Consider the following 26,337-nt stretch of genomic DNA (forward strand, 5'->3'; position numbering starts at 1 on the left):
TGGGCTTGGGCTTGGGCTTGGGCTTGGGCTTGGGCTTGGGCTTGGGCTTGGGCTTGGGCTTGGGCTTGGGCTTGGGCTTGGGCTTGGGCTTGGGCTTGGGCTTGGGCTTGGGCTTGGGCTTGGGCTTGGGCTTGGGAAAAATTCGCCGCTATCGCAGGTCGCTGCAAGCCCCCGACCGGTGCAGGCTCAAGCCCCCCGGGATCAGAGATCGGCCGCCACCCGGAAGCCGGCGTTCGACGTGGCGCTGTCGGGATCGTTGCGGGTGCGCGAATGCACATGGTAGCGATCACAGTAGCTGACGTGGCACAGGAAGGAACCGCCGCGCTGGATGCGGGCCTGCCCCTCTGCCGGACCCGCCGGGTCGACCTCGGGCAAGGCCCCCGGGGGGGTGCGGGGCCCGTAGTAATCGGCCACCCATTCCCAGACATTGCCGGTGCAATTGTAAAGACCATAGCCGTTCGGCGCATAGCTGCGCGCGGGCGCGGTGCCGACAAACCCGTCCTCGGCCGAATTCTCGTCCGGGAAATTGCCCTGCCAGGTGTTCATCGCAAAGCCCGTCTCGGGCACCAATGCATTGCCCCAGGGGAATTTCAGCCGCGCCTTGCCGCCCCGGGCCGCGCGCTCCCACTCGGCCTCGCGCGGCAGGCGCAGGCCGGCCCAGGTGACATAGGCCAGCGCATCGTACCAGCACATCTGTGCCACCGGGTGATCGGCGCGCCCGTCCTGCCAGCTGCTGCCCGGCCCCTCCGGCGCCGCCCAGAAGGCGCCATGGACCTGACGCCACCAGCGCAGCCCCGGCGGGCTGACGGGATATTGCGCGGGATCCGCCAGCAGGATGTGGAAGACGTAGCTCCAGCCTTCCTGCTCGGCCACGGTGCGATAGCCCGTCTCGGCCACGAAGCGGGCATACTGGGCATTGGTGACGGTGGTCGCGCCGATCCGGAACGGGCTGACCTTGACCTTGCGGCGCGGGCTGTCGAGGTCCTCGGGGAAGGTCGACTTGCGGGTACCCATCTCGAAGATGCCGCCGGGGATCTTCACCAGCTCGGCCTTAAGGGCCTGCTGCACCTCAGGCGCGGCCCGGGGCACCGCCAGCGCGGCCTCCAGAAAACCCGCGTCCCGGCCCTTCGGCCCTTCCCGTTTGGCGCCGCAGCAGCCGCCCTGTCCCATGATCCTACCTCCGGTCCTTGCGGAAGATCACCGAGGCCAGCCAGCCGGTGGCAATGGCGATCAGCACCGCAATGCATCCGTAGAGCGTCCCGTTGCCCTGTGCAAACTGGTAGACGTAGCGTTCCAGCGGGGCCTTGCGGACGGCAAAGACCCGGCGGGTGGCGTCGATCACCCGGCCGTCCCGGGTCAGGAAGACCCGCACCACGTAATCCCCCTGCGAGGTCGAGGAAGGCAGCGAGAAATGCGCGTCAAACAACGCCCCCTGGGCCAGCCGCACCGCGCCCTCTCGGCTGCGGAACCGCCCGGACCGTTCGCCAATCCGTGTCATCGCCGCCGCGAAGGCCTGCGGATCGCCCGAGGGCTGGCGGGCGGTGACGGCGCGGGTGCGCGCGGGCACGCTGATGTTGTAGGCGGCATCCTCCGAGCCACGCAGCAGATCGGCCAGCGGCGCCGAGGTCGCGACATCGTAAAAGCTGGGCACCGGGGCATAGGCGGCGGCGTCGGAATTGACCCAGATCCCGGCCTCGCGGGTTTTCTGGCGAATGATGGCGACGCCCTCGGGCCCCTCGATGGTGACGATGACGCCGGGGGGCGTGTCGGGCGCGGCCTCGCCCGGGTCGGGACGGATGGCACCGTAGACCGTCAGCTCGGTGCCGCTGAAGGTCGAGGTGATCGAGACCTGCTCCTGCGACAGCTCGAAGACCGCGCGTTCGGCATGGGCGGGTGCGGCCAGCAGCAGAAGCGCCAGGATCGGGCGGATCATCGCATCAGCTCCATGGTGAAGGAGAACGGATCATCCGGCGCCAGCACCAGATCGAGCGCGACCTTGAAGCACACGATCAGCACCAGGATCGAGAGCAGGATGCGCAGCTGTTCGCCGCGCAGCCGGGCGCCGAACCTGGCCCCGAACTGCGCCCCCAGCACCCCGCCGATGCTGAGCAGCAGCGCCAGCAGCACGTCGACGCTGTGGTCGGTCGCGGCATGAAGCACCGTGGTGAAGGCCGAGGTGAACATGATCTGGAACAGCGAGGTGCCGACGACGATCTTGGTGGGCATCTTCAGCAGGTAGATCATCGCGGGCAGCATGACGAAACCGCCGCCCACCCCCATGATCGCGGCCAGCACCCCGCAGAGGAACCCGATGCCCAGCACCGGGATGACCGAGATCACCAGCCCCGAGGTGCGGAACCGCATCCTGAGCGGCATCCGCGCCGCCCAGCCGCGCTGACGCTTGCGCCGCACCGGGGCCTTGCGGGTCAGCGCCCGGGCACTTTCGACGAACATCATCGCGCCGATGCCGCCCAGGAAGACCACGTAGAACAGCTGCACCATCAGATCGACCTGGCCGATCCGGCTGAGCAGGTTGAAGATCCAGACGCCAACCGCCGATCCCGCCAGCCCGCCGGCCAGCAGCATCAGCCCCATCTTCAGGTCCAGCGTGCCGCGTCGCAGATGCGCCAGCGTCCCCGAGAAGGAAGAGGCGACGATCTGGTTCGCCTGGGTCGAAACCGCCACCGCCGGCGGAATGCCGGCGAAGAACAGAAGCGGCGTCAGCAGGAAGCCCCCGCCGACCCCGAAGAGGCCCGACAGAAAGCCCACGAGGCCGCCGAGGCCCAGGATCACCCAGGCATTCACCGAAACCTCGGCAATCGGAAGATAGAGTGTCACGTCACGGATCCGCTTGGTCCGCTCCACGGACGGCGCCGCGCCCCCGGGAAGGAGGCGCGGACAGGGCCGGAGAGCGATCGTCAGAGAGAGAGCGGACCGCGCGGCCCGCAGGAGGTCGCGCGCCCGGGATCAGGCCGGTTCGGGCAGCTTCAGCCCGGCCAGCACATCGGCGCTGACATGTTCGGCCACATCGCCGATCTCGGCCATCTTGGCATCCATCAGCGCCAGCATCTGGGCAAAGACACCGGCATGGGCGGGATCATGGGCCAGGTTGGTCAGCTCGAACGGGTCGGTGTCGCAGTCGAACAGCTCCCATTCGGGCTGGGCGTCGTTCGGATGCGCGCCGATCTGGCCGAGGGGCTTGTTGTACCAGTAGATCAGCTTGTAACGCGGGCCGCGCACGCCGTAATGCGCCCAGGCGCCGTGGAAGGCATCATTGTGCATCCAGTAGCGGTGATAGGCCAGCTGATCCCAGTCTTCGGGGGTCTTCCCCTCAAGCATCGGGCGCAGCGAGGTGCCCTGCATGAAGCTCGGGACCTTGACGCCCGCATAGTCCAGGAAGGTCGGCGCGAAATCGACGTTGCAGCAGATGTCGCGGCTGGTCGTGCCCGCCGGGATCGCCGCCGGGTAGCGCACCAGGAAGGGCATCTGAAGGCTTTCCTCGTACATGTAGCGCTTGTCGAACCAGCCATGTTCGCCCAGGAAAAAGCCCTGGTCGGAGGTGTAGATGATCAGCGTGTTCTCGGTCAGCCCCAGCTCATCGAGCTTGTCGAGCATCCGCCCCACCCCGTCGTCGATGGATTGCACGGTGCGCAGGTAGCGCTTCATGAAGCGCTGGTACTTGAACTCGGCGAAGGCCTGGGGATCGTCGAAGGTGAAGCGTTCGCCGGTCTCGGCGCAGATCACGCTGATGGTGTCGCCCGGGGCCAGGTCGGGCACCTTGCGCATCTTCAGGAAATCGACGACCAGCTCGCCCGCCACGGCCTCGGGGCCGATGGGCTGCACCAGCGCGATGTCTTCCCAGGTCAGGTCCGAGCGCACGCGCATCTTGGCGGCGGCGGCGGCGGCGGCGCGGTTGGAATAGTCGTCGTTGAAGGTCTCGGGCAGCGGCACGTCCTCGTCCGCCCAGAGGTGCGCATGACGCGGATGGGGTTCGAAGCTGCGGTGCGGCGCCTTGTGGTGGCACATCAGGAAGAAGGGCCGGTCCTGGTTCTTCTCGATGAAGTCGATGGACATGTCGGTGATGATGTCGGTGGCATAGCCCGGCACCCGGCGCTTGCCATCGGGGAAGATGAAGGCCGGATCCCAGTAATCGCCCTGCCCCGGCACCACGGCCCAGTCGTCAAATCCCTTCGGTTCGTGCGCGGGCCCCTCGCCCAGGTGCCACTTGCCGTAGATCGCGGTCCTGTAGCCCGAGCTGCGCAGCAGGCCCGCGACGGTGGGAAAGCGGTTGTCCAGATGGGTGACCAGCGTCGTCACCTGGTTCACATGGTTGTGGGTGCCCGTCAGGATCGCCGCGCGCGAGGGCGTGCAGATCGAATTCGTCACATAGGTCGCGTCATGGCGCAGCCCGCCTTCCGCGATCCGGTCCAGATTCGGCGTGTGGTTGATCCCAGCCCCGTAGGCCGAAATGGCGCGCGAGGCATGGTCGTCTGCCATGATGAAGATGATGTTCGGGCGCAAGCTGGTCCTCCTCGTCGTCGTCTGCCGTGGCAGTGTCGGGGGGACCTTAGCCGTGCCTGCGATGACGGGATAATGCAATTACCCCAGCTTCCGATGCACCAGAGGCATCACTCGGGCGCAGAGGCTTCTCCGGTTGCGAGCGCTATCAGTGCCGCCAGTGGCGGCCAGTTCTGCATTTCCTCGCGGTAGATCATGTTGGCGCGCACGCCGCGTTCCCGAAGTCCGGTGCGCACCGGGCGCAACTCGGCCCCCAGGAAGGCCGCCATGGTGGCATCCGGCAGGATCGAGAGATGGTCCGAGCGTTGCAGCACCGTCAGCGTCGACAGCAGGCTTTCGCACTGGATGGTGATGCGCGGCTCCTGCCTTAGCAGCTGATAGAGGCCGTTGCGGGCGGTCTCATGATAGGCCGGGATCTCGGAGTAGACGACCCAGGGATAGTCCAGCAGCCGTTCCGTCGGGATCTGGCCGTCGGGTCCGGCATGGTCAAAGATCGGATGGCCGTCACGCGCCACCACATGGTCGGTCACCTGCGCGAAGGGGCGCGAGACCAGCCGCTGCTCCTCGGCCTCAAGCATCGGGCTGCCGGTAAAGATCACGTCCAGCCGCCCCTCCTTCAGATCGCCGATGGCCTGGGAGAAACGGGTGTTGCGCAGCTCGAACTCAATATCGGGAAAGTCCTTCTCCAGCGCCAGAAGGAAGCCCGGCACCACCGAGGCGCGCCAGACCGGCCCGGCCCCGATGCGCAGCCGGGTCTGGCCAAGCGCGGGATCATGGCGCAGCGACTGTTCGGCCAGCTGCCACTGGCGCTGCATCCGCAGGGCCTCGCTCAGCACCCTTTCGCCGAAGGGGGTGGGCCGCACGCCACGGGCATGGCGTTCCAGCAGCGGATGGCCGAAATAGCGCTCCAGCTGCGCCAGCGAACGCGACAGCGCCGGTTGGGTGATGTTCAGACGATTGGCCGCAGAGCGCAGGCTGCCCTCTTCGAATATGGCCTGGAGGCGGAAGAGGTGGGTGATCTGGTCAAGCATCCGAGCGATAACCTTAAGGCATCAGTTGCGCGCATCTTTTCATTGTCCGTGCATGGGCGCAACTGATACCTCTGTCGGGTACCGGAAGAGCCGGGTGTCTATCGGGAATTGCCCCGACCCGGCCCAGACCTGACACTGGGAGGACCCTTTGACCCAACCGCTTCGCGCGGTCGTGCCCGCCTTCGCAGGTGGCACGGCCATGTCGTCTTTGCCCGCAGGCCGAGGCCCCGCCCCATGCTGACCTATCTTCTGAAGCGCATCGGCGCCGGGATCATCCTCCTGGTGCTGGTGTCGACCGTGACCTTCGCGCTGATCTACGGCTCGACCGGGAACGTGGCCCGCAACATCCTTGGCGAAAGCGCCTCGGCCGCCGACATCGCCGCCAAGGAGCACGAGCTGGGCCTTGACCGCTCTCTGCCGGTGCAGTTCGCCGACTGGGCCGTCCATGCGGTGCAGGGCGATCTGGGCAACAGCTGGACGCGCAACCAGCGTGTCGCGCCCTCGCTGGCCAGCCGTTTCCCGGTGACGCTGTCGATCGTCGCGATCTCGGTCGTCATCATGTTCTTCGTGGCCGCCGTGCTGGGCATCACCGCCGCCGTGCGCCGTGGCATCGCCGACCAGATCATCCAGGTGATCAGCGTCGTCGGCTTTGCCATGCCGAACTTCTGGCTGGGCCTGCTGCTGGTGCTGCTGTTCGCGGTGCGCCTGCAATGGCTGCCGCCCACCGGCTATGTCTCCTTCGCCACCTCGCCCGCGTCCTGGGTCGCCTCGCTGGTGCTGCCGGTCGGCGCGCTGGTCTTCTCGGGCATCGCCTCGGCCAGCCAGCAGGTGCGCGGCGCGGTCATCGACGCGCTGAACAAGGACTACGTGCGTACCCTGCGCGCCCGCGGCGTCAGCCCGCGTTCGATCCTCTATCGCCATGCGCTGCGCAACGCCCTGCCCGCGACGCTGACCGTGCTGTCCGTGCAGTTCATCGCCCTGCTGGGCGGCGCTGCCATCATCGAGCAGGTCTTCGCCATTCCGGGCCTCGGCTCGCTCACCGTGGATGCCGCGCTTCAGGGCGACGTGCCGGTGCTGATGGGCGTGGTCGTCACGCTGATCATCACCGTCGTCATCATGAACATCCTGATCGACATCCTGAACGCCTGGGCCAATCCGAAGGTGCGCCTGCAATGACCGAGACCACCGCTTCCATTCCCGCCGCCGGACCGCAGCGCAGCAGCCTGACCGGGCTGGTGCTGCGCAACCCGCTGGGCCTGCTGGCGACGGCCCTGATCATCGTCGTTCTGCTGACCGCGATCTTCGCGCCGCTCATCGCCCCCAACGATCCCGCCGCCGTGCAGATCTTCAAGGTCAACGTCGCGCCGGGCGATGGCTACCTGCTGGGCGGAGACGGCTCGGGCCGCGACATCTTCAGCCGCCTGGTCTGGGGCGCGCGCAACACGCTGATCGGCGCCGCCATCGCCGTTGTCGTGGCGGCCCTGCTGGGCGTCACCGCCGGCCTTTTCGCGGGCTATTTCGGCAAATGGTACGAGACCGCCTCCAGCTGGATCTCGGACGCGCTGATGGCGCTGCCGGCGCTGATCGTGCTGCTGGCGCTCTATCAGGCGCTTGGCGCCTCGATCTACCTGTCGATGGGCATCTTCGGCATCATGCTGAGCCCGGGCTTCTACCGCCTGACCCGCACCCTGGTGAAGGGCGTCAAGAACGAGCTTTACATCGACGCCGCCCGGGTTTCGGGCCTGACCGACATGCGCATCATCATCCGCCACATCCTGCTGGTGGTGCGCGCGCCGGTGGTCATCCAGACCTCGATCGTGGCGGGCATCGCCATCGTCATCCAGGCGGGGCTTGAATTCCTGGGCCTGGGCGATCCCTCCATGCCGACCTGGGGCGGGATCCTCCAGAACGGCTTCCAGAACATGTACAACGCCCCGCTCGGCATCCTGTGGCCGGGTCTGGCGATCTCGATCACCGTGGCCTCGCTGGTGCTGCTGGCGAACGCGATCCGCGATGCCATGCAGACCGGCGCCGCGCCCAGCTTCCGCACCCCGGCGATCCCGGCGAAATACGCCGCCGCAACGCCCGCGCCGACGCCCGAAGAGGGCGTACTGCTGGACATCCGCGATCTGGTCGTGGCCTATCCCGACGGCAATGGCTGGCGCGAGGTCGTCCATGGCGTGACCCTTCAGGTCCGCAAGGGCGACGTGGTCGGCCTTGTCGGCGAAAGCGGCTCGGGCAAGACGCAGACCGCCTTTGCCGTGCTCGACCTGCTCTCGACCGGGGGCAAGGTGCTGTCCGGCTCGATCACCTTCGACGGCGAGGATCTGACGAAGAAGTCCGAGACCGAGATGCGCGCCCTGCGCGGCCGCCGCATCGCCTATGTCCCGCAGGAGCCGATGTCGAACCTCGACCCCTCGTTCCGCATCGGGGCACAGATGGTCGAGCCGCTGATGAACGTGCTGGGCCTGTCCAAGGCGCAGGCCAAGGCCCGCGTGCTTGAGATGCTGGCCCGCGTCGGCCTGCCCGACCCGGAACGCACCTTCAACGCCTATCCCCACCAGGTCTCGGGGGGGATGGCGCAACGGGTGCTGATCGCGGGCGCCGTCGCCTCCTCTCCGGATCTGCTGATCGCGGACGAGCCGACCACCGCGCTTGACGTCACGGTGCAGGCCGAGGTGCTGGAACTGCTGCGCGAACTGCGCGAGGAATTCCACATGACCGTCGTCATGGTGACCCACAACTTCGGCGTGGTGGCCGATATCTGCGACCGCGTGGCGGTGATGAAGAAGGGCGAGATCGTGGAGGAGAATGCCATCGGCGCGCTCTTCTCGAACCCGCAGCACCCCTATACGCGGATGCTGCTGGGCTCGGTCCTGGAAGACACCGAGGTGCGCGCCTACCGCGCCCCCGCAGCCAAGGGAAATGCGGCATGAGCGACGAGAAACTGGTCGACGTCCGGAACGTCAACATCCACTTCGGGCCGCTGCATGTGCTGAAGGACGTCTCCCTCGACATCCGCCCCGGAGAGACCGTCGGCCTGGTCGGCGAAAGCGGCTCGGGCAAGACCACCATCGGGCGCGCCATCCTGGGGATCTGCCACGTCAATTCCGGGCAGATCGACTTCGAGGGCAAGGACATCGCCAATGTCGCCCCGCGCGAACGCACCGGCGATGCCGCGCGCATCCAGGCGGTGTTCCAGGACCCCTACACCTCGCTCAACCCCTCGATGACCATCGAGGAAATCCTGACCGAGCCGATGATCGCCCGCAAGATCGCCACCGCCGCCGAGGCGCGGGACCGGGTGCGCGACCTGCTGGATCAGGTGAACCTGCCCGCCGATGCCGCGCATCGCTATCCGCGCGAATTCTCGGGCGGGCAGCGCCAGCGGGTCGCCATCGCGCGCGCCCTCGCGCTCTCGCCGCGCCTCATCGTCTGCGATGAGCCGGTCTCGGCGCTGGACCTGTCGACCCAGGCGCGGGTCATGGATCTGTTCATCGAGATCCAGGAGCGCACCGGGGTCGCCTATCTCTTCGTCAGCCACGACCTTGCCGTCGTGCGCCACATCTCGCACCGGGTCGCGGTCATGCGCTCGGGTCGGATCGTGGAATTCGGCGAATGCGACCAGGTGACGGCACGGCCCGAACATCCCTATACGAAACGCCTCCTGCTGGCCGCCCCGGTGGCCGATCCGGTGCGACAGGCCGACCGCCGCCGCGCCTTCCAGGAGCTTGAGGCGGAGGCCTGACATGCGTGCCATCGTCGTGATGTATGACAGCCTTGTCCGGCGGATGCTGCCCCCCTGGGGCGCGCCGCCGGAACAGGCGCCCAACTTCGCCCGCCTTGCCACCCGCAGCGCCACATTCGACACCTGCTATGCGGGCTCCATGCCCTGCATGCCGGCGCGGCGAGAGATGCACACCGGGCGCTACAACTTCCTGCACCGCTCCTGGGGCCCGATCGAGCCCTTCGACGACAGCGTCTACGAGATCCTCGCGAAACAGGGCGTGCACAGCCACCTGATCACCGACCACCAGCATTACTGGGAAGACGGCGGGGCCACCTACCACACCCGCTTCACCACGCACGAGACCTTCCGCGGCCAGGAAGGCGATGCCTGGATGCCGTTCCTCGACCTGCTGGACCGGGACGTGATGCAACAGTACCTGCCGCGCGCGCACACCCAGGACCAGGCCAACCGCACGGTCATGACCTCGCGCGAGGACATGCCGATGACGAAGGTTTTCGACGCCGGTCTGGACTTCCTCGAACGCAATGCGGGCGCGGACGACTGGCTCCTGCAGATCGAGACCTTCGATCCCCACGAACCCTTCACCGTCCCCGGCGAGGAAGGCGACGACTGGCCCGCCTATGGTCCGGTGACACAGGATGCTGCGGGGGTCGAGGCGATGCGTGCGCATTACCTGAAGCTTCTGGGCGAATGCGACCGCCATCTGGGCCGGGTGCTGGATGCCATGGACCGGCTGGAGCTGTGGCAGGACACGATGCTGATCGTGTGCACCGACCACGGCTTCCTGCTGGGCGAGCGTGGCTACTGGGGCAAGAACGTCCTGCCCTGGTATGACGAGGCGATCCACACGCCCTTCTTCCTGTGGGATCCGAAGGCGGGTGTGGCGGGCGAACGGCGCCAGGCACTGGTGCAGACCATCGACATCGCCCCGACCCTGCTGGAAGCCTTCGGCGTGGCCCCCACCGCAGACATGCAGGGCAAACCGCTGGGCGCCACGGTGCGCGACGACACGCCCGTGCGCGAGGCCGCGCTGTTCGGCGTCTTCGGCAGCCATGTCAGCGTGACCGACGGGCGCCATGTCTACATGCGCGCCCCCCTGCCCGGCAACACCCCGCTGGAGGAACATTCGCTGATGCCCACCCGGATGCGCGGCTTTGCCTCGGGCGACGATCTGGCCCGCGCCAGCCTGCACCCGGGCTTTGCCTTCACCAAGGGCATGCCGGTGCTGCGCTACCCGGGGCGGCTGATGCGCGGCCCCGCGCAGCTCCAAAGCCTTCTGTTCGATCTGCAGACCGACCCCGGCCAGCAGACCCCGCTGGAGGACAAGGCCCTCGAAACCCGCATGGCCGGCCATCTGGTCGAGCTGATGCGGGCCTCTGATGCGCCGCCCGGACAATACCGGCGCCTCGGCCTGCCCGAGACCGGCCCGGTGGAAGATCCCCACCTGGCGCTTCTTCCCGCCCAAGACTGAAAGACCCCGCCGATGCAGCCCGAAGACCTGATGCGTGCCCCCTTCCACCTGGACCAGGAGGCCCTGGACTGGGTGGTCGCGACCTGGGACGGCCTTGATCCGCTGCAACAGGCCGCCCAGCTTTTCACGCTGAATTCGCGCGGGCCGGTCGATGCGGCCGAGCGCGCCCGTCTGGCGGCGCTGCAACCGGGCGGCATCACCCGCTTCTTCGGTACCGATGGCGAGGCCGAACGCAGCGCGCTGGATGCGTTGCAGGAGGATGCCGCGATCCCGATGCTGGTCTCGGCGGATCTGGAGGGCTCTCGCATGAGCCTCCCCTTCGGCACCCCGGTGCCCAACCCCCTCGCACTGGCCGCCGCCGATGACGAGGCCCTGACCCGCGAGGTCAGCCGGATCATGGCCGCCGAGGCCCGCGCCATCGGCGTCAACTGGTCCTTCACCCCGGTCCTCGACATCAACGCCGCGCCGCGCAGTGCCATCGTGGCGACGCGCGGCTATGGCTCGGATCCCGCGAAGATCGCCCGCCATGCGCTGGCCCAGCTGACGGAATTCGAGGCCGCGGGCCTGGCCGCCACCGTCAAGCACTGGCCGGGCGAGGGCTATGACGACCGCGACCAGCACCTTGTGACCACGATCAACCCGCTGTCGATGGAAGACTGGCACGCCAGCTTCGGCAAGCTGTACGGGGACGCCATCCGGGCCGGGGCGCGCGCCGTCATGTCCGCCCATATCGCCCTGCCCGCCTACCGACCCGATGCCCCGGACGCCGAACGCTACCTGCCGGCCACGATCTCTCGCGCGCTGAACGAGGACCTGCTGCGCGGCGAGCTGGGCTTCAACGGCATCATCGTCTCGGACGCCTCCGAAATGGCCGGCCTGACCTCGGTTCTGGCGCCGCTGGAGGCCAAAATCGAGATCCTGCGCGCGGGCTGCGACATGGTGCTGTTCTCCTCCGATCCGGAGACCGAGATCGCGGCGGTGCGCGATGCCGTCGCCTCGGGGCGCATCCCGGCGGAACGCTTCCGCGCTGCCGGTCTGCGGGTGCTGGGGCTGAAGGCCTCGCTGGGGCTGCACAGGTCCCGCAAGGCCCCCGAAACGCCCGCGCCCGAGGGACGCGCCACGATCACCGAACGCGCCTTTGCCGCCGCGCCGACCCTGGTCAAGGACCGCGACGCCACCCTGCCCCTTGATCCCGCCAGACATCGCAGGATCCTGGTGCTGAGCCCCGGCATCGTCGAACCCATGGGCAACGAACAGATCCCCTTCGCCCTGCCGCAGATGCTGCGCGAGGCGGGCTTCGAGGTGACCGAGGCGCCCTACGGCACCCCGCTCGACATCACCGGTCAGGACCTGGTGCTGTACCTCTTCGGAGAGGAAACCCTGCTGACCCGAAGCCGGATCTTCCTGGACTGGCGTGCGCTGCATGGCCATTTCAAGACCGCCATGGCGCGGCCCTGGACGGCGCTTCCCACGGTGATGATCAGCTTCGGCTATCCCTACTACCTTTACGATGCGCCCCGGGTGCCGACCTACATCAACGCCTATTCGACCCACGAGGCGATGCAGCGCGCGGTCTGCGAGGCCCTTCTGGGCCGCGCCCCCTTCGCCGGCACCAACCCCGTCGATCCCTTTGCCGGTGCCCCCGACGCCCGGCTCTGAGCCCGCCCGAGCGATAACAACCGTGCATCACCAAGCGGTGAAAATGCACTCCTTACGCATTCCCCACTCGGGTACCACGAGGGCACGCAAGACCCGGGTCCCCAGGGGGCCCACCTTCTGGGAGGAAACCATGTTCAAATCCACCTGTGCCGCGCTGGCGCTCAGCTTCGGCCTGGCCGCCCCCGTGCTGGCCGAGATCCCCAATGATGCGGATACGCTGGCCATCGGCGCCTACCGCGACAACCGGACCTTCGACCGCGCGCAGCTGACCGGCTCGCACTGGATGAACTACTGGCAGCCGGTGTTCGACACCCTGCTGAAGGCCAAGGACGACGGCTCGATCGAACCGAACCTTGCGGAAAGCTACAGCTATTCCGAGGACGGCACCGAGCTGACGCTGAAGCTGCACGCGGGCGTCAAGTTCACCGACGGCACGCCGCTGACGGCGGATGCGGTCAAGGCCAACATGGAATACCTCCAGAACAGCGCCGGGCAGAACAAGTGGATGCTGGCGGGTGTCGACAAGATCACCGTGGTTTCCGACACCGAGCTGGTGCTGCACCTGGCCCAGCCCAACCCCGCCCTGCTGTTCGGCCTGGCCACTGTCGGCGGCGTGGTTGCCCTGCCCTCGACGCTGGGCACCCCCGAAGGCGCGGCGCATCCGGTGGGCTCGGGCCCCTACATCTTCGACACCAAGGACACGGTGACGGGCCGCCAGTACGTCTACACCCGCAACCCGGACTACTGGAACAAGGACGCCTATCCGTTCGACCGCGTCTCGATCACCCCGATCACCGAGCTTTCGGCCCGGCTGAACGCGCTGCGCTCGGGGCAGATCGACGCCGCCGTGGGCGAACCCCGCGTGGTGAACGAGGCCAAGGCCGCCGGCCTGACCGTGACCTCGCTTCCGGCGGACTTCTTCGGCTTCTTCATCGCGGATCGCGACGGCAAGATGGTGCCCGCGCTTGGCAACGTGAAGGTGCGTCAGGCGATCAACATGGCGATGGACAAGGCGCAGATCCTGAAGTTCGTCGACGGCGGCATGGGCAAGGTCACCGACCAGGCCGTCGCGGCGCCGAACGCGCTGTATGATCCGGCGCTGGAAGGCACCTACAAGTACGACGTCGACGCCGCCAAGGCGCTGATGAAGGAAGCAGGCTACGGCGACGGCTTCACCGTGCAGATGCCCGACCTGGCCTCCATGTCGGCCTACAACCCCATCGTCGAACAGCAGCTTGGCGCCATCGGCATCAAGGTGGACTGGGTGAAGGTCTCTCCGACCTCGACGATCCCGGAGCTGCTGTCGGGCAAGTTCCCGCTGTTCCTGTTCCGCCTGGGCGGCAACTCTCCCTGGGGGGACGTGGTGAAATACATCGCCCCCACTGCGCCCTGGAACACCGCCAAGACCGAAACGCCCGAGCTGGACGCGCTGCTGGCGGATGCCCAGAAGGTGCTGCCCGGCCAGGATGACGCGAAATACCGCGCGATCACCGACTACCTGGTCAAGAACGCCTGGTTCGCCCCCTGGTACCAGATCGACTCTGTCTACCTGACGAACAAGAGCGTCTCGGTCTCGCTCCCGGTCGAGAACATCACGCCCTACCTCTACGACTACAAGAAGACCGGCAAGTAAGGCTGGCGCCCCCGCTCCCTCCCGGGCGGGCGTCAGAGCAAGGCCCGCGGTGTCCCTCCCACCGCGGGCCTTGTCGTTTTTAGCCCTGTCGTTTTGGGCCCTGTCATTTTTGGTCTTGTCGTTTTCGGTGCGTTTTCGGAAAGGCCCGCCTCAGGCCGTCGCGCGGTCGCCCGCCACGGTGTCGCGGAAGGCGGCCAGCGCCTCCTCGACCAGCGCCGGACCGGCGCCCTTGCGATGCGCCCCTTCCGAGAGCATCCGCCGCCAGACCCGCGCCCCGGGACGGCCCTGGAACAGGCCCAGCATGTGCCGCGTCACCTGCGCCAGCTTGCCGCCCGCGCTCAGATGCGCCTCGATATAGGGCAGCATGGCGATCACGGCGGCCTCGGGCTCCAGCGCATCGGTCTTCGCCCCGAAGATCCGTTCATCGGCGCCGCACAGCACCGCCGAGGGGTCATGGTAGGCCGCCCGCCCGATCATCACCCCGTCCAGCCCGTCGGCCAGGAAGCCCTCGGTCTGCGCCATCGTGGTGATGCCGCCGTTGACCGAGAGGTGCAGATCGGGAAAGCGCGCGCGCATCCGGCGCACCAGGTCGTAATCCAGCGGCGGGATGTCCCGGTTCTCCTTCGGAGAGAGCCCCTGAAGCCAGGCCTTGCGGGCATGGATGGTGAAGCGCCGGCAGCCCGCCGCCGAAACCTTTTCCAGGAAATCGGGCAGCACCACCTCGGGGTCCTGATCATCGACGCCGATGCGGCATTTCACCGTGACCTCGACATCGACGGCCGCACGCATGGCCTCCACGCAGCGCGCCACAAGGTCGGGCTGCTGCATCAGGATCGCCCCGAAGGTGCCCGACTGCACCCGGTCCGAAGGGCAGCCGCAGTTGAGGTTGATCTCGTCATAGCCGGCCTCGGCGCCCAGTTTCGCGGCCTGCGCCAGCTCGGCGGGGTCCGAACCGCCCAGTTGCAGCGCCACCGGATGTTCCGAAACGTCATGATCCAGCAGGTGCAGCGCCCCGCCGCGCACCAGCGCCGGGGAGGTCACCATCTCGGTGTAAAGCAGGGCCTTGCGGCTGAGCAGCCGGTGCAGATAGCGGCAATGCCGATCCGTCCAGTCCATCATCGGGGCGACGGACAGCCTTGCATTATGATCCAACACGGTGCCAGACATGCGCAACCCCTTGTTCCGGCTCATCCAAGCCCATTCGCGCACCGCAGCCCCCTGGGCACGCGGCGCAAGATCCGTTGACCGGCCCGGGCGAAGCGGCCGCCCCGGCGATGAAACGTGGACATAGGTTCGCTTGCCCGAAGCTGTCAACCGCAACCAGACCGTCTGCGCGGATGCAGGGCGCGCCTCTCAGGCGGTCTGCATGTCGTGGATCATCCGCAGGACCAGCCGCCGGGGGGCGAAGGGCAGAAGGCGCAGCATGAGGCGCTGCACCGGGCTCAGCCCGGTGATGACGTTCAGCCTGCCCTGCATCATGGCATCGTAGCCGGCCTTCGCCACGCTGCCCGCCGAGGCGGCGCCGGTGTAAAGGCCCAGCTGCCCCATGCCGGCGGTCGCCTCGAACCCGGTGCGGACCGGGCCGGGCATCAGCGCCGTGACCGTGACGCCGGTGCCGCGCAGCTCTTCCGACAGGGCATTGCTGAAGGAGGTCACATAGGCCTTGCTGGCATAGTACACGGCCTGCATGGGCCCCGGCAGCAGGGCGCCGCTTGACGAGGTGTTCAGGATCCGGCCCGAGCCGCGCGCGACGAACTCCGGCAGGAACAGCCGGGTCAGCGCCGTCAGGGCGATCATGTTCACCTGCATCATCGCGCGATCCGCCGCCCAGTCCCGCTGATCGAAGCGGCCCAGCCCGCCGAACCCGGCATTGTTGAAGAGGCAGGCAATGTCCTGGCCGGCGTCCAGGACGCTCTGGTGGATGCGGGCCGGTGCGGCCTCGTCCGTCAGGTCCTCGACCAGCACCGAAGCCGCGATGCCATGGCGCGCCTCCAGCTCCTGCTTCAGGGCCTCCAGCGGCGCCCGGCGCCGCGCCACCAGCACGAGGTCACCGCCCTGCTCCGCATGAATGCGGGCCAGGGCTTCACCGATGCCACTTGAGGCACCGGTCACGAGGGCAGTTCCCGGATTCTTGGCCATTTTGGGACTCCGTGTTCGGGATTAGGGCTTGCAGGGACGCGCGGGGTGCGCGATGTCAACGCATGATGACATAAATCATCACCTGTTGACTTTCAAGGGAGAGCCATGCCGACGACACGCAAGAGACCGCGCAATGCCGAAGCCACGCGCAAGGCCATCGAAGCGGCGGCCTGCCGCCACTTCATGGCCCGGCCCTATGACCAGGTGGGCCTGCGGGAGATCGCGCAGGAGGCCGGCGTGGATGCGGCGCTGATCAACCGCTACTACGGGTCCAAGAAGGGCCTGTTCGAAACCGCGATCCTGCCGCATTTCAGCATCGACATCCTGGTGCAGGGCGACATGTCCGATTTCGGCCGCCGCGTCGCGGGGCTGATCCTCGATCCCGGGCACAAGCAGGATTTCGATCCGAACCGTGCGCTGCTGCATTCGATCTCAAGCCCCGAGGTCGGGCCGATGGTCGCGCAGGCCCTGAACGACAACGCGGTCGCGGACCTTTCGGCGCGGATCGGCGGCGCCGAGGCCGGGCTGAGGGCGGCGCTGGCCCTTGCCGTGCTGACGGGGGTCGATGCCCTATACCGGGTGGCCCGTCTGGACACCCTGACAAGGGCCGATCCCGAAGCGCTGAAAGAGCGGCTCGGGGCGCTGCTGCAGGGGTTGGTGGATGCCGGCGATCCCGGGTGACGGGCCCCGGCAGGCTCCGAGGGGCCGGTACGCTGTCCGTTCCGGCCCCCTGTCGCAGCTTCGCGGCGATGATGCTGTCAGAGCGTTCCGCCGAAGACCGGGAAGATGCCGGCTTCACCGTAATCCGGCGCGGTTTCCTGGCCCTTGAGGGTCTCCATATCCGCATCGGAGAGGGTGAAATCCACCGCCGCATTGGTCTTCATATGCGCCGGATTCGCCGTCTTGGGCAGCGGCAGCAGGCCCAGTTGCAGGCAGTAGCGGATCCCCAGCTGCGGGACGGAAACGCCGTATTTCTCGGCCATGGCCCCGACCTCGGCGTTGCGGAACAGCGCGCCGTGGCCGACGGGGGAATAGGCCTCGACCAGGATGTCCTGCCGCTGGCAGACCTCGATCAGGTCGAAGGGGGTATTGGCGACATGGGCGAGCACCTGGTTCAGCATCGGGCGGATCCGCGCGTGCCGCAGCAGGTTCTCCAGGTCGACGGTCTGGAAGTTCGACACGCCGATGGCGCGCAGCTTGCCGGCCTCATGAGCCTCTTCCAGCGCCTTCCAGGCCGCGACATTGCCGTCGAAGAAGCGGTCCTCTCCGGCGAAATCCATCCAGGGCTGGGGGCTGTGGATGATCATCAGGTCGATCACGTCCAGCCCCATGGTGGCAAGTGAGGCGTCGATGGCGGCCTTCGCGCCTTCGTAATCCTTGATCTCGGCCGCAAGCTTGGTGGTGACGAAGATCTCTTCCCGGGGCAGGCCCGAGGTGCGGATGCCCTCGCCCACGCCGCGTTCGTTGCCATAGGCCTGGGCGGTGTCGATATGGCGATACCCCAGGTCGAGCGCGGCGCGCACGGCCTCGGCCACCATGTCATCCTCGATCATCCATGTGCCGAGGCCCAGCTTGGGGATCTCGATGCCATTGGACAGGGTGTAGGTTTCGTTCAGGATCATCCTGGTCTCTTTCGTTGGGGGAATGCGGGACCGGCGCGCGCCCTGCCCGGGCGCGCGGGATCGACAGTCGGCAGTGGGATCGCGGGCCCCTGCCCAAGGCAGGGCCTCGGCATCATCGGGTCGGTTTCGCCCTCAAGGGGGCGTCAGGCGCGGGGCAGAGGGCCGGGGTCAGCCGGCGTAGTCTGCGTCCGAGACCTTCTCGAGCCAGGTCACGGCAGAGCCGTCGATGGCTTCCTGGATCGCGTGGTGGCTCATGGCGGTGTCGGGAGCGGCGCCGTGCCAGTGCTTTTCACCCGCCGGGAACCAGACAACATCCCCCGCCGAAACCTCTTCGACCGGGCCGCCTTCACGCTGGACGCGCCCCCGACCGAAAGTGATGAGGATGGTCTGACCGGCGGGATGGGTATGCCAGGCGGTGCGGGCGCCGGGTTCGAAGGTGACATGGGCGCCGCTGACGCGACCGGGGGCTTCGGCCTGGAACTGGGGATCGATGCGGACGGTGCCGGTGAACCAGTCCTCGGGGCCTTTCACAGAGGGCGTGCTGCCCGAACGGGTGATCTTCATGGGGTCTCCTTTCCGCGCGGATCAGCCGCGCAGTTTCGTGAAAACATAGGTCAGTGCGGGGCCGCCGGGCTGGGCATAGGCCAGTTCGGCGGTGACCATGGCGAAGGGTTCGACGAAGCGGGCATTGGACAGCCCGCCGCAGTCCAGCGGCGCAAAGCCCGTGTCGCGGATCAGTGGCGTGGCGGCCGCCCTTGCGGCACCGTCGTCGGCGCAGGTCAGGACCTGCGGCGCCGGCCCCCGGCCCTTGCGGGCAAAGACCGGGCCAAGGCTTTCCGAGGGCACGGTGTTGAAGCAGGACACCCAGCGGGCAGCGGGGCGCCGGCGGGCCAGATCCTCGGCGCCCGAGGTGGTTCCGCCCAGCACGATCCGGCTGTCGGTCGCATCCAGAGGCACGCAGCAATTCAGCACCAGCTTGCCGGCCATGTCCCCCGCCTGCGCCAGCACATCGGGAACCCGGGACCAGTGCACCGCCAGCAGCAGCGCCTCCGCATGGGCCACGGTCTCGGCCACGCCGGCACTGTGGCCGCCCGTCTCCTGCGCCAGGCGGTCCAGCTTCTGCGCCGAACGGGCGTAGGCAAAGCATACCTCGTGCCCGCAGGCGGCCCAGATCCGGCCAAGCGCGCCGCCCATGCGGCCCGACCCAAGGATGCCGATCTTCATGCGCCGGGTCTCCGTCACGGGGTGCGCGCCTCGAACACCTGCTTCGCCACCGGCAGGGCCGAGAAGACGCGGGGCCAGCCGGCATAGAAGGCAAGGTGCGACAGCATGGCCCCAGCCTCTTCCTGCGTCAGCCCGTTGTCCATGGCGCGGTTGAGGTGGAAGGTCATCTGCGCCGGCTGACCGGCGGCAATCAGCGCGGCGACGGTGACCAGGCTGCGGTCGCGCGGCGCAAGGCCCGGGCGCCGCCAGAGGTCGAGGAACAGCACCTCGCGCGTATTGGCGACGACGCCGGGGCTGACATTGGCGAAGTTGCCCTGAACGGTCGCCTCGCGCGCCGCTTCAGCCGCTTCGTTCAGGGGCAGCAGCCCGGGCGTGGCACCGGGCAGATCCTCGGGGGCAATACCGCGTTCGGCGAAGACCGGCGCGATGGCCTGCGCGGCAGCGGTGGCGTTGCCAAGGCCGGTGTAGAAGGCCAGCTGGGTGATGGTTTCCGACAGCTCCGCCGGTGTGACGCCGGCATCCAGAGCGAGGGCCGCGTGGACGGCAAGGGTGTCGGCCTCGTGCCGGGTCACCAGCGTCGCGAAGGTGACCAGCGCCCGGTCGCGCGGGGCCAGCGCGGCCTGCGCCCATTCCCCATCGAACAGCGCGCCCTCGGCATAGGCGGCAAGCGCGGGCGCCACCTGCGCCACGGCGCCCGGCAGGGTGCTGCGCGGATCCTCGGCAAAGGCGGGCGCCGCCAGCAGGCTCAGGGCGGAGGCCGCGGTCAGGGAGGTGATCTTGCGGGGCATCGGGAACTCCTGTTCGGTTGCTTCCCTGATGTGGCTTTTCCGGGGCAAAGCTTAATGCCCGAAATGATCACCCCACTCATGATCCGCCCTCATGAATGGATCAGCTTTCGCGCAGCGCCTCCAGCACCACGTCGAAAGCCGAGGAAGAGCGCTGGCGACTGGGGTAATACAGGTGGAACCCCGGGAAGGAGGGGCAGTAGTCGCCAAGGCAGGCCACCAGGGCGCCGCTGTCCAGATGCGGCTGTGCCAGCCGTTCGGGGATCAGCGCCAGCCCGTGGCCGTCGACGGCGGCCCGCATCACCGGGTTGATCGTGTTGAAGGTGGCCTGGCCCTGCACCCGGATGTTCAGCTCCCGGCCCTGTGCGTCCTCAAACTCCCAGGCATAGAGCGCGCCATGGGTCGAGAGGCGCAGATTGATGCAGGCATGATCGGTCAGGGCCTGGGGCGTCGCAGGCGTGCCACGAGCGGCGTAATAGCCGGGGCTGCCCACGCAGATCATGCGTTCATCCGGGCCGATGCGCATGGCGATCATCCCCTCGCTGACCTGATCGCCGTAGCGCACGCCCGCGTCGCATTGCGCGGCGGCCAGATCGGTAAAGCCGTAATCCATGACGAATTCCACCTTCACCCCGGGATGGGCCTTCAGCACCGGCGACAACTTGGGCCAGAGCAGGCTTTCGATGGCATATTCCACCGCCACGATCCGCACCGTGCCCGCCGGCTCGTCCCGGCTGTCGTTGAGGGCCTGAAGCCGGGTCTCGATCATCTCGAAACAGGGATTGAGGGTTGCCAGCAGGTCCTCTCCGGCCAGGGTCGGCGCGACAGAGCGGGTGGTGCGGGTCAGCAGACGCAGGCCAAGCCGCTGTTCCAGCGCCTTGATGGTGTGGCTCAGCGCCGATTGCGAGACGTTCAGCTTGGCTGCCGCACGGGTGAAACTGCGTTCCTCGGCGACGGCGGCGAAGGCAATCAGGTCAGAGATATTCTCGCGGATCATGGGGCTGGCCGGGGTTGGTGTCTGGACGATCAAGATGGGTTCCCGATGATAGCGGATTGCGGGGGCGGACGTCGATGGAAGAGCGGTTGCGACGGACTGTCCTGTCGGATTGGCCGGGATGGCGCGCGGCAGGGTGCCCACCCCATCTGGGGGCGCGGGGCACGGCCGTCATGGCCCCGGGGCCGAAACCGCCCATGAGCGCGCCTCATGAATGCTGTGCGACAATCCGCGATTATCCCGGCGCCGGATCCGGGCCATCCTTCCGGGCAGAGCCCCCCCAGAGCCCCCGGAGCGCCCCATGCCCGACGCCTGCCCGCCCCCGCCCCATCCGCTATCGACCCCGCCCATGGTGCCATCCCCATGTGGCGGCTCCCGCCCCGTGCGGCAGGCGCAGGAGGCGGTTGGCGGATGATCCCGATTTTCATCCTCGCAGGCAGCATCGTGCTGACGGCCACGCTGGACGACACTGCCGTGGCCCATTCCTTTGCCGCGCTGCTGCCGCTCGAGGTCAGCCTCAGCGATTACCACGGGATCGAGAAGGTGGCGGATCTGCCCCGGCGGCTGAAGACCGGATCGGCGCCCGACAGCTACGCCGCCTCCCGAGGGGATATCACGCTCTACGCGCCCTGGGGCAACCTGGCGATTTTCTACAGGGATTTCCCCTCTGCGCCGGGGCTGATCCGCCTCGGGGCCCTGGACGCCCCGACCGATGTCCGGCTTGAGGCCCTGATGGGCAGGGTCCGATTCGAACGCACCCTTTGACACGACCGGCCTCAGGTCCGACCGGGCCGGCCAAGGGCGCCTTCCCGGGCCTGAGGCCGCGCCGGAGGCTGGCATATTTATCACATTCAATTTTCAAAATGCCCACCCTTGCACCGAATCACCTTAAGGTTGTGTTAATTGTTGAGCACTTCACGAACGCAAAGGACAGGCACATGAAAACGATCTTTCTGACTTCCGCCTTCGCCCTCGCGGCGGGCGCCGCAGCGGCGGGGTCCTACGGCCCTGCGAAGATGGAACCGGCCCCGATGGTGGCCACCCCGGTCATGGCAGCGCCGACCGCCGACTGGACCGGCCCCTACCTGGGCGTCGCCGCCGGCGTCGGCAAGGTCGAGGCCGATTACATGGGCACGACCGACGACGAGGATCTGAATGCCTACGGCGTCTTCGGCGGCTATGATTACGACATGGGCCAGTGGGTCCTGGGCGGAGAGCTGGACTACAACAGCATCGACATCGACAATACCGACGACGATGGCGACCTGTACCGCCTGCGCGGGCGGATCGGCTACGATGCCGGCGCCTTCATGCCCTATGTCACGCTGGGCGCGGCCTGGCTGAAGGTCGATGACGAGACCGACAACGGCTTCACCTACGGCGCCGGCGTCGACTACATGATCAACGAGAACTTCAGCATCGGCGCCGAGATCACGATGAACAGTTTCCGCGATTTCCAGGACACCAGCGGCCTGGACGTGGATGCGCGGATGATCCAGCTTCGGGGGTCCTTCAGGTTCTGAACGACCATCCCCGGAAAGCCCCTCGGGAAGGGCGCCGCGTCACTGCGGCGCCCTTTCGCATTTTCCGACCCGTTTTAAGGTTCGCTTAAGGTTGAGAGGCCAAAGCCCCCCCCGAGGCCGGGAGCTTTTCGTCCCCGAGAAAAGCGTGTTTCCTGTCGTTTCCGCCCGGCCTCCCCCCTCCTCCTGGCTAAGGCCCCTCCGGGTGCTGCGCCGCCGCACGGCGCCTCCATACCCCCCCAAGGCCCCGGCGTATCCGCCTTTGGCAGGATGACACCCCCCCCATTCCGATAGGCCAAATGGCTAGTCCGCCCCGCCGAAAATCGGCCAATTGCGCTACGGCATTAGCCAATGGCCCCCTGTAACTTTGTCCGAATTTATTTTCCCGATACCTCCCCATAAAACTAAATCTCGAAGCGCCGTTCCGCGTTTCATTTCAAAGGAGAAGCGGTCATTCCGCTTAATGGGAGGTACACATCATGAAAGTTCTCATTCTTGCCACCACGGCCCTCTTTATCGGCGCCGGCGTCGCATCCGCTGACACCGTGCTTGGCACCGGTTCCTGGTCCGGCTCGGAAAGCGGCGCCAGCTTCGGCGGCGGCTCGGGCGCCGGCACCTTCGGGGGCATCTCGGGCGCATCCAACACCACCTCGATGAACCTGTCGTCCTCGGGCGCTGCGGGCGGCTTCACCGCCATCGGCCCGGGCGGCGCGGTGTCGGGGTCCGGCTCCACCACCAATGCCTCGGGCAGCGTCAGCAACACCTCGGTTGCGGGCTCCTTCGGCTTCGGTGGCGCAGGCGCCTCGGGCGGCTACACCGGCTCGAACGGCAGCTCTGCCGGCGCCTTCGGGGGGCTTGGCACCATCTTCTGACGGATGGTGTCAGGGCTCGGGTCCGCCTGCGCGGTCCCGGGCTGGCCGGAGTGGGTATCCGAACGTACCGCTCCGGCCTCTTTGAAAACCTCTGCGTTCGGAGGGGAGTATGAAACCATGAAAATCGTGACAAAGGATATCCCTGCCACAGCCGTGACTGTCGCAGCCATCGTCGCCACCTCGCTGCTCTGGAGCGTCTCCGCGACCGCCCAGACCACCACGACCACCAGCAATGCCGGGTCCAGCTCTGCCAGCTCTGCCCAGGTGGAAAGCTCGGCGGGCGCCTATGCGTCCGGGGGCACGGGGGGCAATTCCAATTCCAATGCCCAGATCTACATCGATCAGAGCACGCCCGAGACGATCACCACCCGCCAGCAGTACACCGGGAAATACACGGTGCGTTCCGCCCCGGCGGTGCAGCCGCCCTCGATGGGCTCCGGCCATCCCTGCGCGCTGGCCAGCAGCATCGGCATCTCTCTGATCGGAGGCGGAGCCGCTGGCGGTCTGGGACGTGTCGACGAGGCCTGCCTGCTGGCACAGATGGGCCAGGGCCAGGCCGCCCTGCTGATGATCGCCCGGCGTGACAGCGAGGCCTGCGTGGCCCTGCGCCAGGTCGGCACGATCCCGTCGAACAGCGTCTGCTCGGCCACCGAACGCCGCCAGGCCGCCCGCGCCCAGAGGGCCTCTGCCCCGCAGGTCAGCCGCCAGGCCGCCACCCCGGCCACGCCGCGCCCGATCGCCAGCTACGTGCGCTGCTCGCGTCGCTCCGACGGCAAGATCCTGGCACAGCGGCAAAGGGGCACCCCCTATACCGACGCCCAGGTCGCCGATTATTGCCGGGGCCAGATCAAATGACAGCCTGACGCCCGCCGCCGGATTTCCGCGCGGCGGGTCCGATTCCGGAAATGCAGATTACGGAAAGATGATGGCCCCGGGATATCCGGGGCCATATCCTTTTGCACATCCTCATTTCGAAGGAACACCCCCGAGCCGAAAAATGGAACCCTCAGGATTCAGCTTTTGACGGCTATTGATTCCAGGGGTGATCCATCAGGTACTGGGCGTAATGCGCCCGCAGCACCTCGGTCAGTCGGGAAAAGTAATCGGCATAGGAGGGCACCGTCATCAGGTGCCGGGGCGTCGCCAGCACCATCTGCTGGGCGGTGCGTCCGATGTCGTAAAAATTCACCTGGGACCGGATGCGCTCTGACAGGTTGCTGTGCAGCGTGATGGAGACATGGCAGGTGCCCAGGCCCGCCGCAACGATCTCGGCCGCGCCCAGGTGCAGGTCGCTGACGTAGAAGGGCACCGCGCCGGGCAGATGGGCTGCGAACCAGATGTCGCTGGTCGCACGCCATTCATGGGGCACATCCACCACCACCCGGTTGCTCAGCGCCGACGGCAGCACCGTCGGCAGCGTGCCGGCATCGATGATGCCGCGCACCAGGGCAGGATCGACGCTCTTGGGCACGGCCCAGAGGATGCGGTCCTCGTACAGCACCTCGCTGCGGAAGGCCGGCATCTCCGAAAGGGCGCTGGTCATGGCCATCAGGGCCATGTTGGCCTTCCGGATCTCCAGATATTCCATCAGCATGGAGCTGGAGGGCGCCCAGCTGACCGAAAATTCCGAGATCGTCGGATCGGCCCGCGCCTCGGCGGCGGCATAGCCCAGCACCCGGCCCGAATGCGACGGCATGGTGGCAAAGCGGATGCGGTAGCGGTGCTGGCCGAACAGCTCCCGGTGGCGGTGCGTTCCGGCTTCCAGGTCCGAGAGCACGGCGCGCGCGGTGCGCGCCCAGAGCTCTCCGGCAGCGGTCAGCACGTCGAGCCGCTGACGGTCGCGGTGCACCAGCTCGGCCCCCACCGCTTCCTCCAGCTTGGCCAGCTGCGCCGAGACGGTCGGCTGAGACACCCCCAGAAGCTTTGCGGCCTGGCGCATCGATCCCGCCGCAGTGATGGCATTCAGGACTTCCATTTGCCGTATCGTGATCGCATTCGAATAGGGCATTGCCAACTCCAAGGACCCGGGGCACCGGCGCCTTGCGCAGGGGCCCGCTGCATGCGCAGCGCACATCACTTCCCGGTCCCCTGCCTTCGTTCCCCGAAGAAAACCTATACACTCATAAGGCGATACGCGATTATTTACAACAAATTAAGAAAGCCATTCCCGAGCCTCGCCGGAGGCACCCGCCAGAGCCGCTCCGCCGCGCCCGGACCCCGGCCCGGCTAGCCGTCCCTGTGATGGAAACAGATCGCCGCCTCGGTGCGGTTCGACACCCCGAGCTTGGCCATGATCCGGTGGATATGCAGCTTGACCGTATGGGCCGAAACCGACAGCTCATTGGCGATGACCTTGTTCGGACGCCCGGCCGCGACCAGCGTCAGCACCTCGCGTTCGCGCGGCGTGAGGCGGGCCACCGCCCCGGCCGTGGCCGCGCAATCGGGCCCGGCCTCAGGGGCTGCGGGCTCTGCCTGGTGCAGCGCCACGACATTGCCGGGCGGCGCCGGCATTCCCGGATCGCCGCGGCGCCCGCCGTCATAGACGCAGGTCGGCAGGTAGCGCCCGCCGCAGTCCAGCAGCCGGATCACCTGGATCCAGGCGTTCAGATGCAGGTTCATCGGCAGGATGCTGACCCCCGCCGCCGACAGAAGCACCCCCCAGCGGGCCATCAGCTCGCTCGCGCCGCTGTCCTCCCGCACCGCGATGGCCAGGTTCACTTCCCGAGTCAGCGCGTCGCGCCGCTTGACGAACAGCACCAGGTCGGCCGCCTGGCGTTCATCCACGATCAGCAGCCGCAACGGCGGGTGACCCGGCTGCCCGTGACTTGCAAAGACCAGCGAACAGGTCGCCAGATCCGGGCATCGTGTCGCCCGGACGCCGGCGAATTCGGTCTCGATGGTGCGCAGAACCACCTCCGAGAACAACCGTCGCGAGCCAACGAAACTGAATGAAACCTGGGGTACTACCTCCGGTCCGAGGACCGCCTGTCCCGCCAGCCCGTGCTCTGATCCATCCGGTTCATGCATGGGTCGTCTCCTTCGCTTATTGTGAGGCGTGCAGCAGCCCGTCGGGCTTCACCTCTTGTCCGGCATCCCCATCCGCCCAGACACAACCAGG

At 67.5% G+C, this 26,337-nt stretch carries 25 protein-coding genes; 11 read left to right on the forward strand and 14 right to left on the reverse strand.

What is annotated here, in order from left to right:
• Positions 1-201: 201 nt before the first annotated feature.
• From KM176_RS00380 to KM176_RS00400, 5 genes are all read right to left on the reverse strand, one after another.
• Positions 202-1,170 (reverse strand): formylglycine-generating enzyme family protein, encoded by a 969-nt coding sequence (locus KM176_RS00380; RefSeq protein WP_160891593.1) that lies wholly within the window; start codon positions 1,168-1,170, stop codon positions 202-204.
• Positions 1,171-1,174: 4 nt separating this feature from the next.
• Complete coding sequence (locus KM176_RS00385; RefSeq protein WP_160891595.1) at positions 1,175-1,933, reverse strand: TIGR02186 family protein; 759 nt, start codon at positions 1,931-1,933, stop codon at positions 1,175-1,177.
• Complete coding sequence (locus tag KM176_RS00390) at positions 1,930-2,838, reverse strand: sulfite exporter TauE/SafE family protein (protein ID WP_160891597.1); 909 nt, start codon at positions 2,836-2,838, stop codon at positions 1,930-1,932. The genes KM176_RS00385 and KM176_RS00390 overlap by 4 nt, the downstream gene beginning before the upstream one ends.
• Positions 2,839-2,967: 129 nt before the next feature.
• Positions 2,968-4,521, reverse strand: a complete 1,554-nt coding sequence (locus tag KM176_RS00395) for a sulfatase family protein (protein WP_160891599.1) — start codon at positions 4,519-4,521, stop codon at positions 2,968-2,970.
• 107 nt (positions 4,522-4,628) lie between these two features.
• Positions 4,629-5,549 (reverse strand): LysR family transcriptional regulator, encoded by a 921-nt coding sequence (locus tag KM176_RS00400; protein WP_160891601.1) that lies wholly within the window; start codon positions 5,547-5,549, stop codon positions 4,629-4,631.
• A gap of 234 nt (positions 5,550-5,783) precedes the next feature.
• Between KM176_RS00400 and KM176_RS00405 the strand changes: the two genes are divergently transcribed.
• The 6 genes from KM176_RS00405 to KM176_RS00430 all read left to right on the forward strand — a co-directional run bounded on the left by KM176_RS00405 (position 5,784) and on the right by KM176_RS00430 (position 14,063).
• Positions 5,784-6,725: an ABC transporter permease gene (locus KM176_RS00405; RefSeq protein ID WP_160891603.1), complete on the forward strand. Its 942-nt coding sequence runs from the start codon at positions 5,784-5,786 to the stop codon at positions 6,723-6,725.
• Positions 6,722-8,485, forward strand: coding sequence for a dipeptide/oligopeptide/nickel ABC transporter permease/ATP-binding protein (locus KM176_RS00410; protein WP_160891605.1), 1,764 nt, complete (start codon positions 6,722-6,724; stop codon positions 8,483-8,485). Before KM176_RS00405 ends, KM176_RS00410 begins: the two co-directional genes overlap by 4 nt.
• Entirely contained in the window at positions 8,482-9,297 is an 816-nt protein-coding gene (locus tag KM176_RS00415) for an ATP-binding cassette domain-containing protein (protein WP_160891607.1), read from the forward strand. The genes KM176_RS00410 and KM176_RS00415 overlap by 4 nt, the downstream gene beginning before the upstream one ends.
• A 1-nt stretch (position 9,298) precedes the next feature.
• Positions 9,299-10,771 (forward strand): sulfatase, encoded by a 1,473-nt coding sequence (locus KM176_RS00420; RefSeq protein ID WP_160891609.1) that lies wholly within the window; start codon positions 9,299-9,301, stop codon positions 10,769-10,771.
• 12 nt (positions 10,772-10,783) lie between these two features.
• A complete protein-coding gene (locus KM176_RS00425) occupies positions 10,784-12,430 on the forward strand; it encodes a glycoside hydrolase family 3 protein (protein ID WP_160891611.1) in 1,647 nt (548 codons plus the stop codon).
• Between the two features lie 130 nt (positions 12,431-12,560).
• The gene (locus KM176_RS00430; RefSeq protein ID WP_160891613.1) at positions 12,561-14,063 is read left to right on the forward strand and encodes an ABC transporter substrate-binding protein; all 1,503 of its coding nucleotides are present in this window, start codon (positions 12,561-12,563) and stop codon (positions 14,061-14,063) included.
• A gap of 150 nt (positions 14,064-14,213) precedes the next feature.
• Here KM176_RS00430 and dusA read toward each other — a convergent pair whose 3' ends face one another.
• Both dusA and KM176_RS00440 read right to left on the reverse strand, forming a co-directional pair.
• The gene (gene dusA, locus KM176_RS00435) at positions 14,214-15,230 is read right to left on the reverse strand and encodes a tRNA dihydrouridine(20/20a) synthase DusA (RefSeq protein WP_236045119.1); all 1,017 of its coding nucleotides are present in this window, start codon (positions 15,228-15,230) and stop codon (positions 14,214-14,216) included.
• Positions 15,231-15,416: 186 nt separating this feature from the next.
• Positions 15,417-16,202 (reverse strand): SDR family NAD(P)-dependent oxidoreductase, encoded by a 786-nt coding sequence (locus KM176_RS00440; protein ID WP_160891617.1) that lies wholly within the window; start codon positions 16,200-16,202, stop codon positions 15,417-15,419.
• Positions 16,203-16,307: 105 nt separating this feature from the next.
• On the opposite strand from KM176_RS00440, the gene KM176_RS00445 reads away from it, so the two are divergent.
• Positions 16,308-16,883 (forward strand): TetR/AcrR family transcriptional regulator, encoded by a 576-nt coding sequence (locus KM176_RS00445; RefSeq protein WP_160891619.1) that lies wholly within the window; start codon positions 16,308-16,310, stop codon positions 16,881-16,883.
• A 77-nt stretch (positions 16,884-16,960) separates the two neighbouring features.
• Here KM176_RS00445 and KM176_RS00450 read toward each other — a convergent pair whose 3' ends face one another.
• The 5 genes from KM176_RS00450 to KM176_RS00470 all read right to left on the reverse strand — a co-directional run bounded on the left by KM176_RS00450 (position 16,961) and on the right by KM176_RS00470 (position 20,830).
• A complete protein-coding gene (locus KM176_RS00450; RefSeq protein ID WP_160891621.1) occupies positions 16,961-17,824 on the reverse strand; it encodes an aldo/keto reductase in 864 nt (287 codons plus the stop codon).
• Positions 17,825-17,992: 168 nt separating this feature from the next.
• Positions 17,993-18,388 carry a (R)-mandelonitrile lyase gene (locus KM176_RS00455; protein WP_160891623.1) on the reverse strand — a complete coding sequence of 132 codons (396 nt, stop codon included), beginning with the start codon at positions 18,386-18,388 and terminating at the stop codon, positions 17,993-17,995.
• Positions 18,389-18,409: 21 nt separating this feature from the next.
• Positions 18,410-19,048, reverse strand: coding sequence for an NADPH-dependent F420 reductase (locus KM176_RS00460; protein WP_215558751.1), 639 nt, complete (start codon positions 19,046-19,048; stop codon positions 18,410-18,412).
• A gap of 14 nt (positions 19,049-19,062) precedes the next feature.
• Positions 19,063-19,836: a carboxymuconolactone decarboxylase family protein gene (locus tag KM176_RS00465; RefSeq protein WP_160891627.1), complete on the reverse strand. Its 774-nt coding sequence runs from the start codon at positions 19,834-19,836 to the stop codon at positions 19,063-19,065.
• Between the two features lie 100 nt (positions 19,837-19,936).
• On the reverse strand, positions 19,937-20,830 hold the full coding sequence (locus KM176_RS00470; protein WP_160891629.1) for a LysR family transcriptional regulator: 894 nt from the start codon (positions 20,828-20,830) through the stop codon (positions 19,937-19,939).
• 408 nt (positions 20,831-21,238) lie between these two features.
• Between KM176_RS00470 and KM176_RS00475 the strand changes: the two genes are divergently transcribed.
• The 4 genes from KM176_RS00475 (at position 21,239) to KM176_RS00490 (ending at position 24,074) form a co-directional block, all read left to right on the forward strand.
• Positions 21,239-21,592 (forward strand): cyclophilin-like fold protein, encoded by a 354-nt coding sequence (locus KM176_RS00475; RefSeq protein ID WP_160891631.1) that lies wholly within the window; start codon positions 21,239-21,241, stop codon positions 21,590-21,592.
• Between the two features lie 173 nt (positions 21,593-21,765).
• The gene (locus KM176_RS00480) at positions 21,766-22,350 is read left to right on the forward strand and encodes an outer membrane protein (RefSeq protein WP_160891633.1); all 585 of its coding nucleotides are present in this window, start codon (positions 21,766-21,768) and stop codon (positions 22,348-22,350) included.
• A gap of 476 nt (positions 22,351-22,826) precedes the next feature.
• A complete protein-coding gene (locus KM176_RS00485; protein ID WP_160891635.1) occupies positions 22,827-23,219 on the forward strand; it encodes a hypothetical protein in 393 nt (130 codons plus the stop codon).
• Positions 23,220-23,372: 153 nt separating this feature from the next.
• A complete protein-coding gene (locus KM176_RS00490; RefSeq protein ID WP_160891637.1) occupies positions 23,373-24,074 on the forward strand; it encodes a hypothetical protein in 702 nt (233 codons plus the stop codon).
• 172 nt (positions 24,075-24,246) lie between these two features.
• Here KM176_RS00490 and KM176_RS00495 read toward each other — a convergent pair whose 3' ends face one another.
• Positions 24,247-25,194: a LysR family transcriptional regulator gene (locus tag KM176_RS00495; RefSeq protein WP_236045120.1), complete on the reverse strand. Its 948-nt coding sequence runs from the start codon at positions 25,192-25,194 to the stop codon at positions 24,247-24,249.
• Positions 25,195-25,445: 251 nt separating this feature from the next.
• Positions 25,446-26,246: a helix-turn-helix transcriptional regulator gene (locus KM176_RS24770; protein ID WP_236045121.1), complete on the reverse strand. Its 801-nt coding sequence runs from the start codon at positions 26,244-26,246 to the stop codon at positions 25,446-25,448.
• Positions 26,247-26,337: the final 91 nt, after the last annotated feature.

It is taken from the genome of Pseudooceanicola endophyticus (assembly GCF_018760365.1).
GTDB classification, from domain to species: Bacteria; Pseudomonadota; Alphaproteobacteria; order Rhodobacterales; family Rhodobacteraceae; genus Pseudooceanicola; species Pseudooceanicola endophyticus.

Excerpts from the sequence above, each read along its gene's own strand:
- KM176_RS00380 (WP_160891593.1), bottom strand. The coding sequence starts at position 1,170 with ATGGGACAGGGCGGCTGCTGCGGCGCCAAACGGGAAGGGCCGAAGGGC.
- KM176_RS00385 (WP_160891595.1), bottom strand. The coding sequence starts at position 1,933 with ATGATCCGCCCGATCCTGGCGCTTCTGCTGCTGGCCGCACCCGCCCAT.
- KM176_RS00400 (WP_160891601.1), bottom strand. The coding sequence starts at position 5,549 with ATGCTTGACCAGATCACCCACCTCTTCCGCCTCCAGGCCATATTCGAA.
- KM176_RS00405 (WP_160891603.1), top strand. The coding sequence starts at position 5,784 with ATGCTGACCTATCTTCTGAAGCGCATCGGCGCCGGGATCATCCTCCTG.
- KM176_RS00410 (WP_160891605.1), top strand. The coding sequence starts at position 6,722 with ATGACCGAGACCACCGCTTCCATTCCCGCCGCCGGACCGCAGCGCAGC.
- KM176_RS00415 (WP_160891607.1), top strand. The coding sequence starts at position 8,482 with ATGAGCGACGAGAAACTGGTCGACGTCCGGAACGTCAACATCCACTTC.
- KM176_RS00420 (WP_160891609.1), top strand. The coding sequence starts at position 9,299 with ATGCGTGCCATCGTCGTGATGTATGACAGCCTTGTCCGGCGGATGCTG.
- KM176_RS00425 (WP_160891611.1), top strand. The coding sequence starts at position 10,784 with ATGCAGCCCGAAGACCTGATGCGTGCCCCCTTCCACCTGGACCAGGAG.
- KM176_RS00430 (WP_160891613.1), top strand. The coding sequence starts at position 12,561 with ATGTTCAAATCCACCTGTGCCGCGCTGGCGCTCAGCTTCGGCCTGGCC.
- dusA (WP_236045119.1), bottom strand. The coding sequence starts at position 15,230 with ATGTCTGGCACCGTGTTGGATCATAATGCAAGGCTGTCCGTCGCCCCG.
- KM176_RS00440 (WP_160891617.1), bottom strand. The coding sequence starts at position 16,202 with ATGGCCAAGAATCCGGGAACTGCCCTCGTGACCGGTGCCTCAAGTGGC.
- KM176_RS00445 (WP_160891619.1), top strand. The coding sequence starts at position 16,308 with ATGCCGACGACACGCAAGAGACCGCGCAATGCCGAAGCCACGCGCAAG.
- KM176_RS00450 (WP_160891621.1), bottom strand. The coding sequence starts at position 17,824 with ATGATCCTGAACGAAACCTACACCCTGTCCAATGGCATCGAGATCCCC.
- KM176_RS00455 (WP_160891623.1), bottom strand. The coding sequence starts at position 18,388 with ATGAAGATCACCCGTTCGGGCAGCACGCCCTCTGTGAAAGGCCCCGAG.
- KM176_RS00460 (WP_215558751.1), bottom strand. The coding sequence starts at position 19,048 with ATGAAGATCGGCATCCTTGGGTCGGGCCGCATGGGCGGCGCGCTTGGC.
- KM176_RS00465 (WP_160891627.1), bottom strand. The coding sequence starts at position 19,836 with ATGCCCCGCAAGATCACCTCCCTGACCGCGGCCTCCGCCCTGAGCCTG.
- KM176_RS00470 (WP_160891629.1), bottom strand. The coding sequence starts at position 20,830 with ATGATCCGCGAGAATATCTCTGACCTGATTGCCTTCGCCGCCGTCGCC.
- KM176_RS00475 (WP_160891631.1), top strand. The coding sequence starts at position 21,239 with ATGATCCCGATTTTCATCCTCGCAGGCAGCATCGTGCTGACGGCCACG.
- KM176_RS00480 (WP_160891633.1), top strand. The coding sequence starts at position 21,766 with ATGAAAACGATCTTTCTGACTTCCGCCTTCGCCCTCGCGGCGGGCGCC.
- KM176_RS00485 (WP_160891635.1), top strand. The coding sequence starts at position 22,827 with ATGAAAGTTCTCATTCTTGCCACCACGGCCCTCTTTATCGGCGCCGGC.
- KM176_RS00495 (WP_236045120.1), bottom strand. The coding sequence starts at position 25,194 with ATGGAAGTCCTGAATGCCATCACTGCGGCGGGATCGATGCGCCAGGCC.
- KM176_RS24770 (WP_236045121.1), bottom strand. The coding sequence starts at position 26,246 with ATGCATGAACCGGATGGATCAGAGCACGGGCTGGCGGGACAGGCGGTC.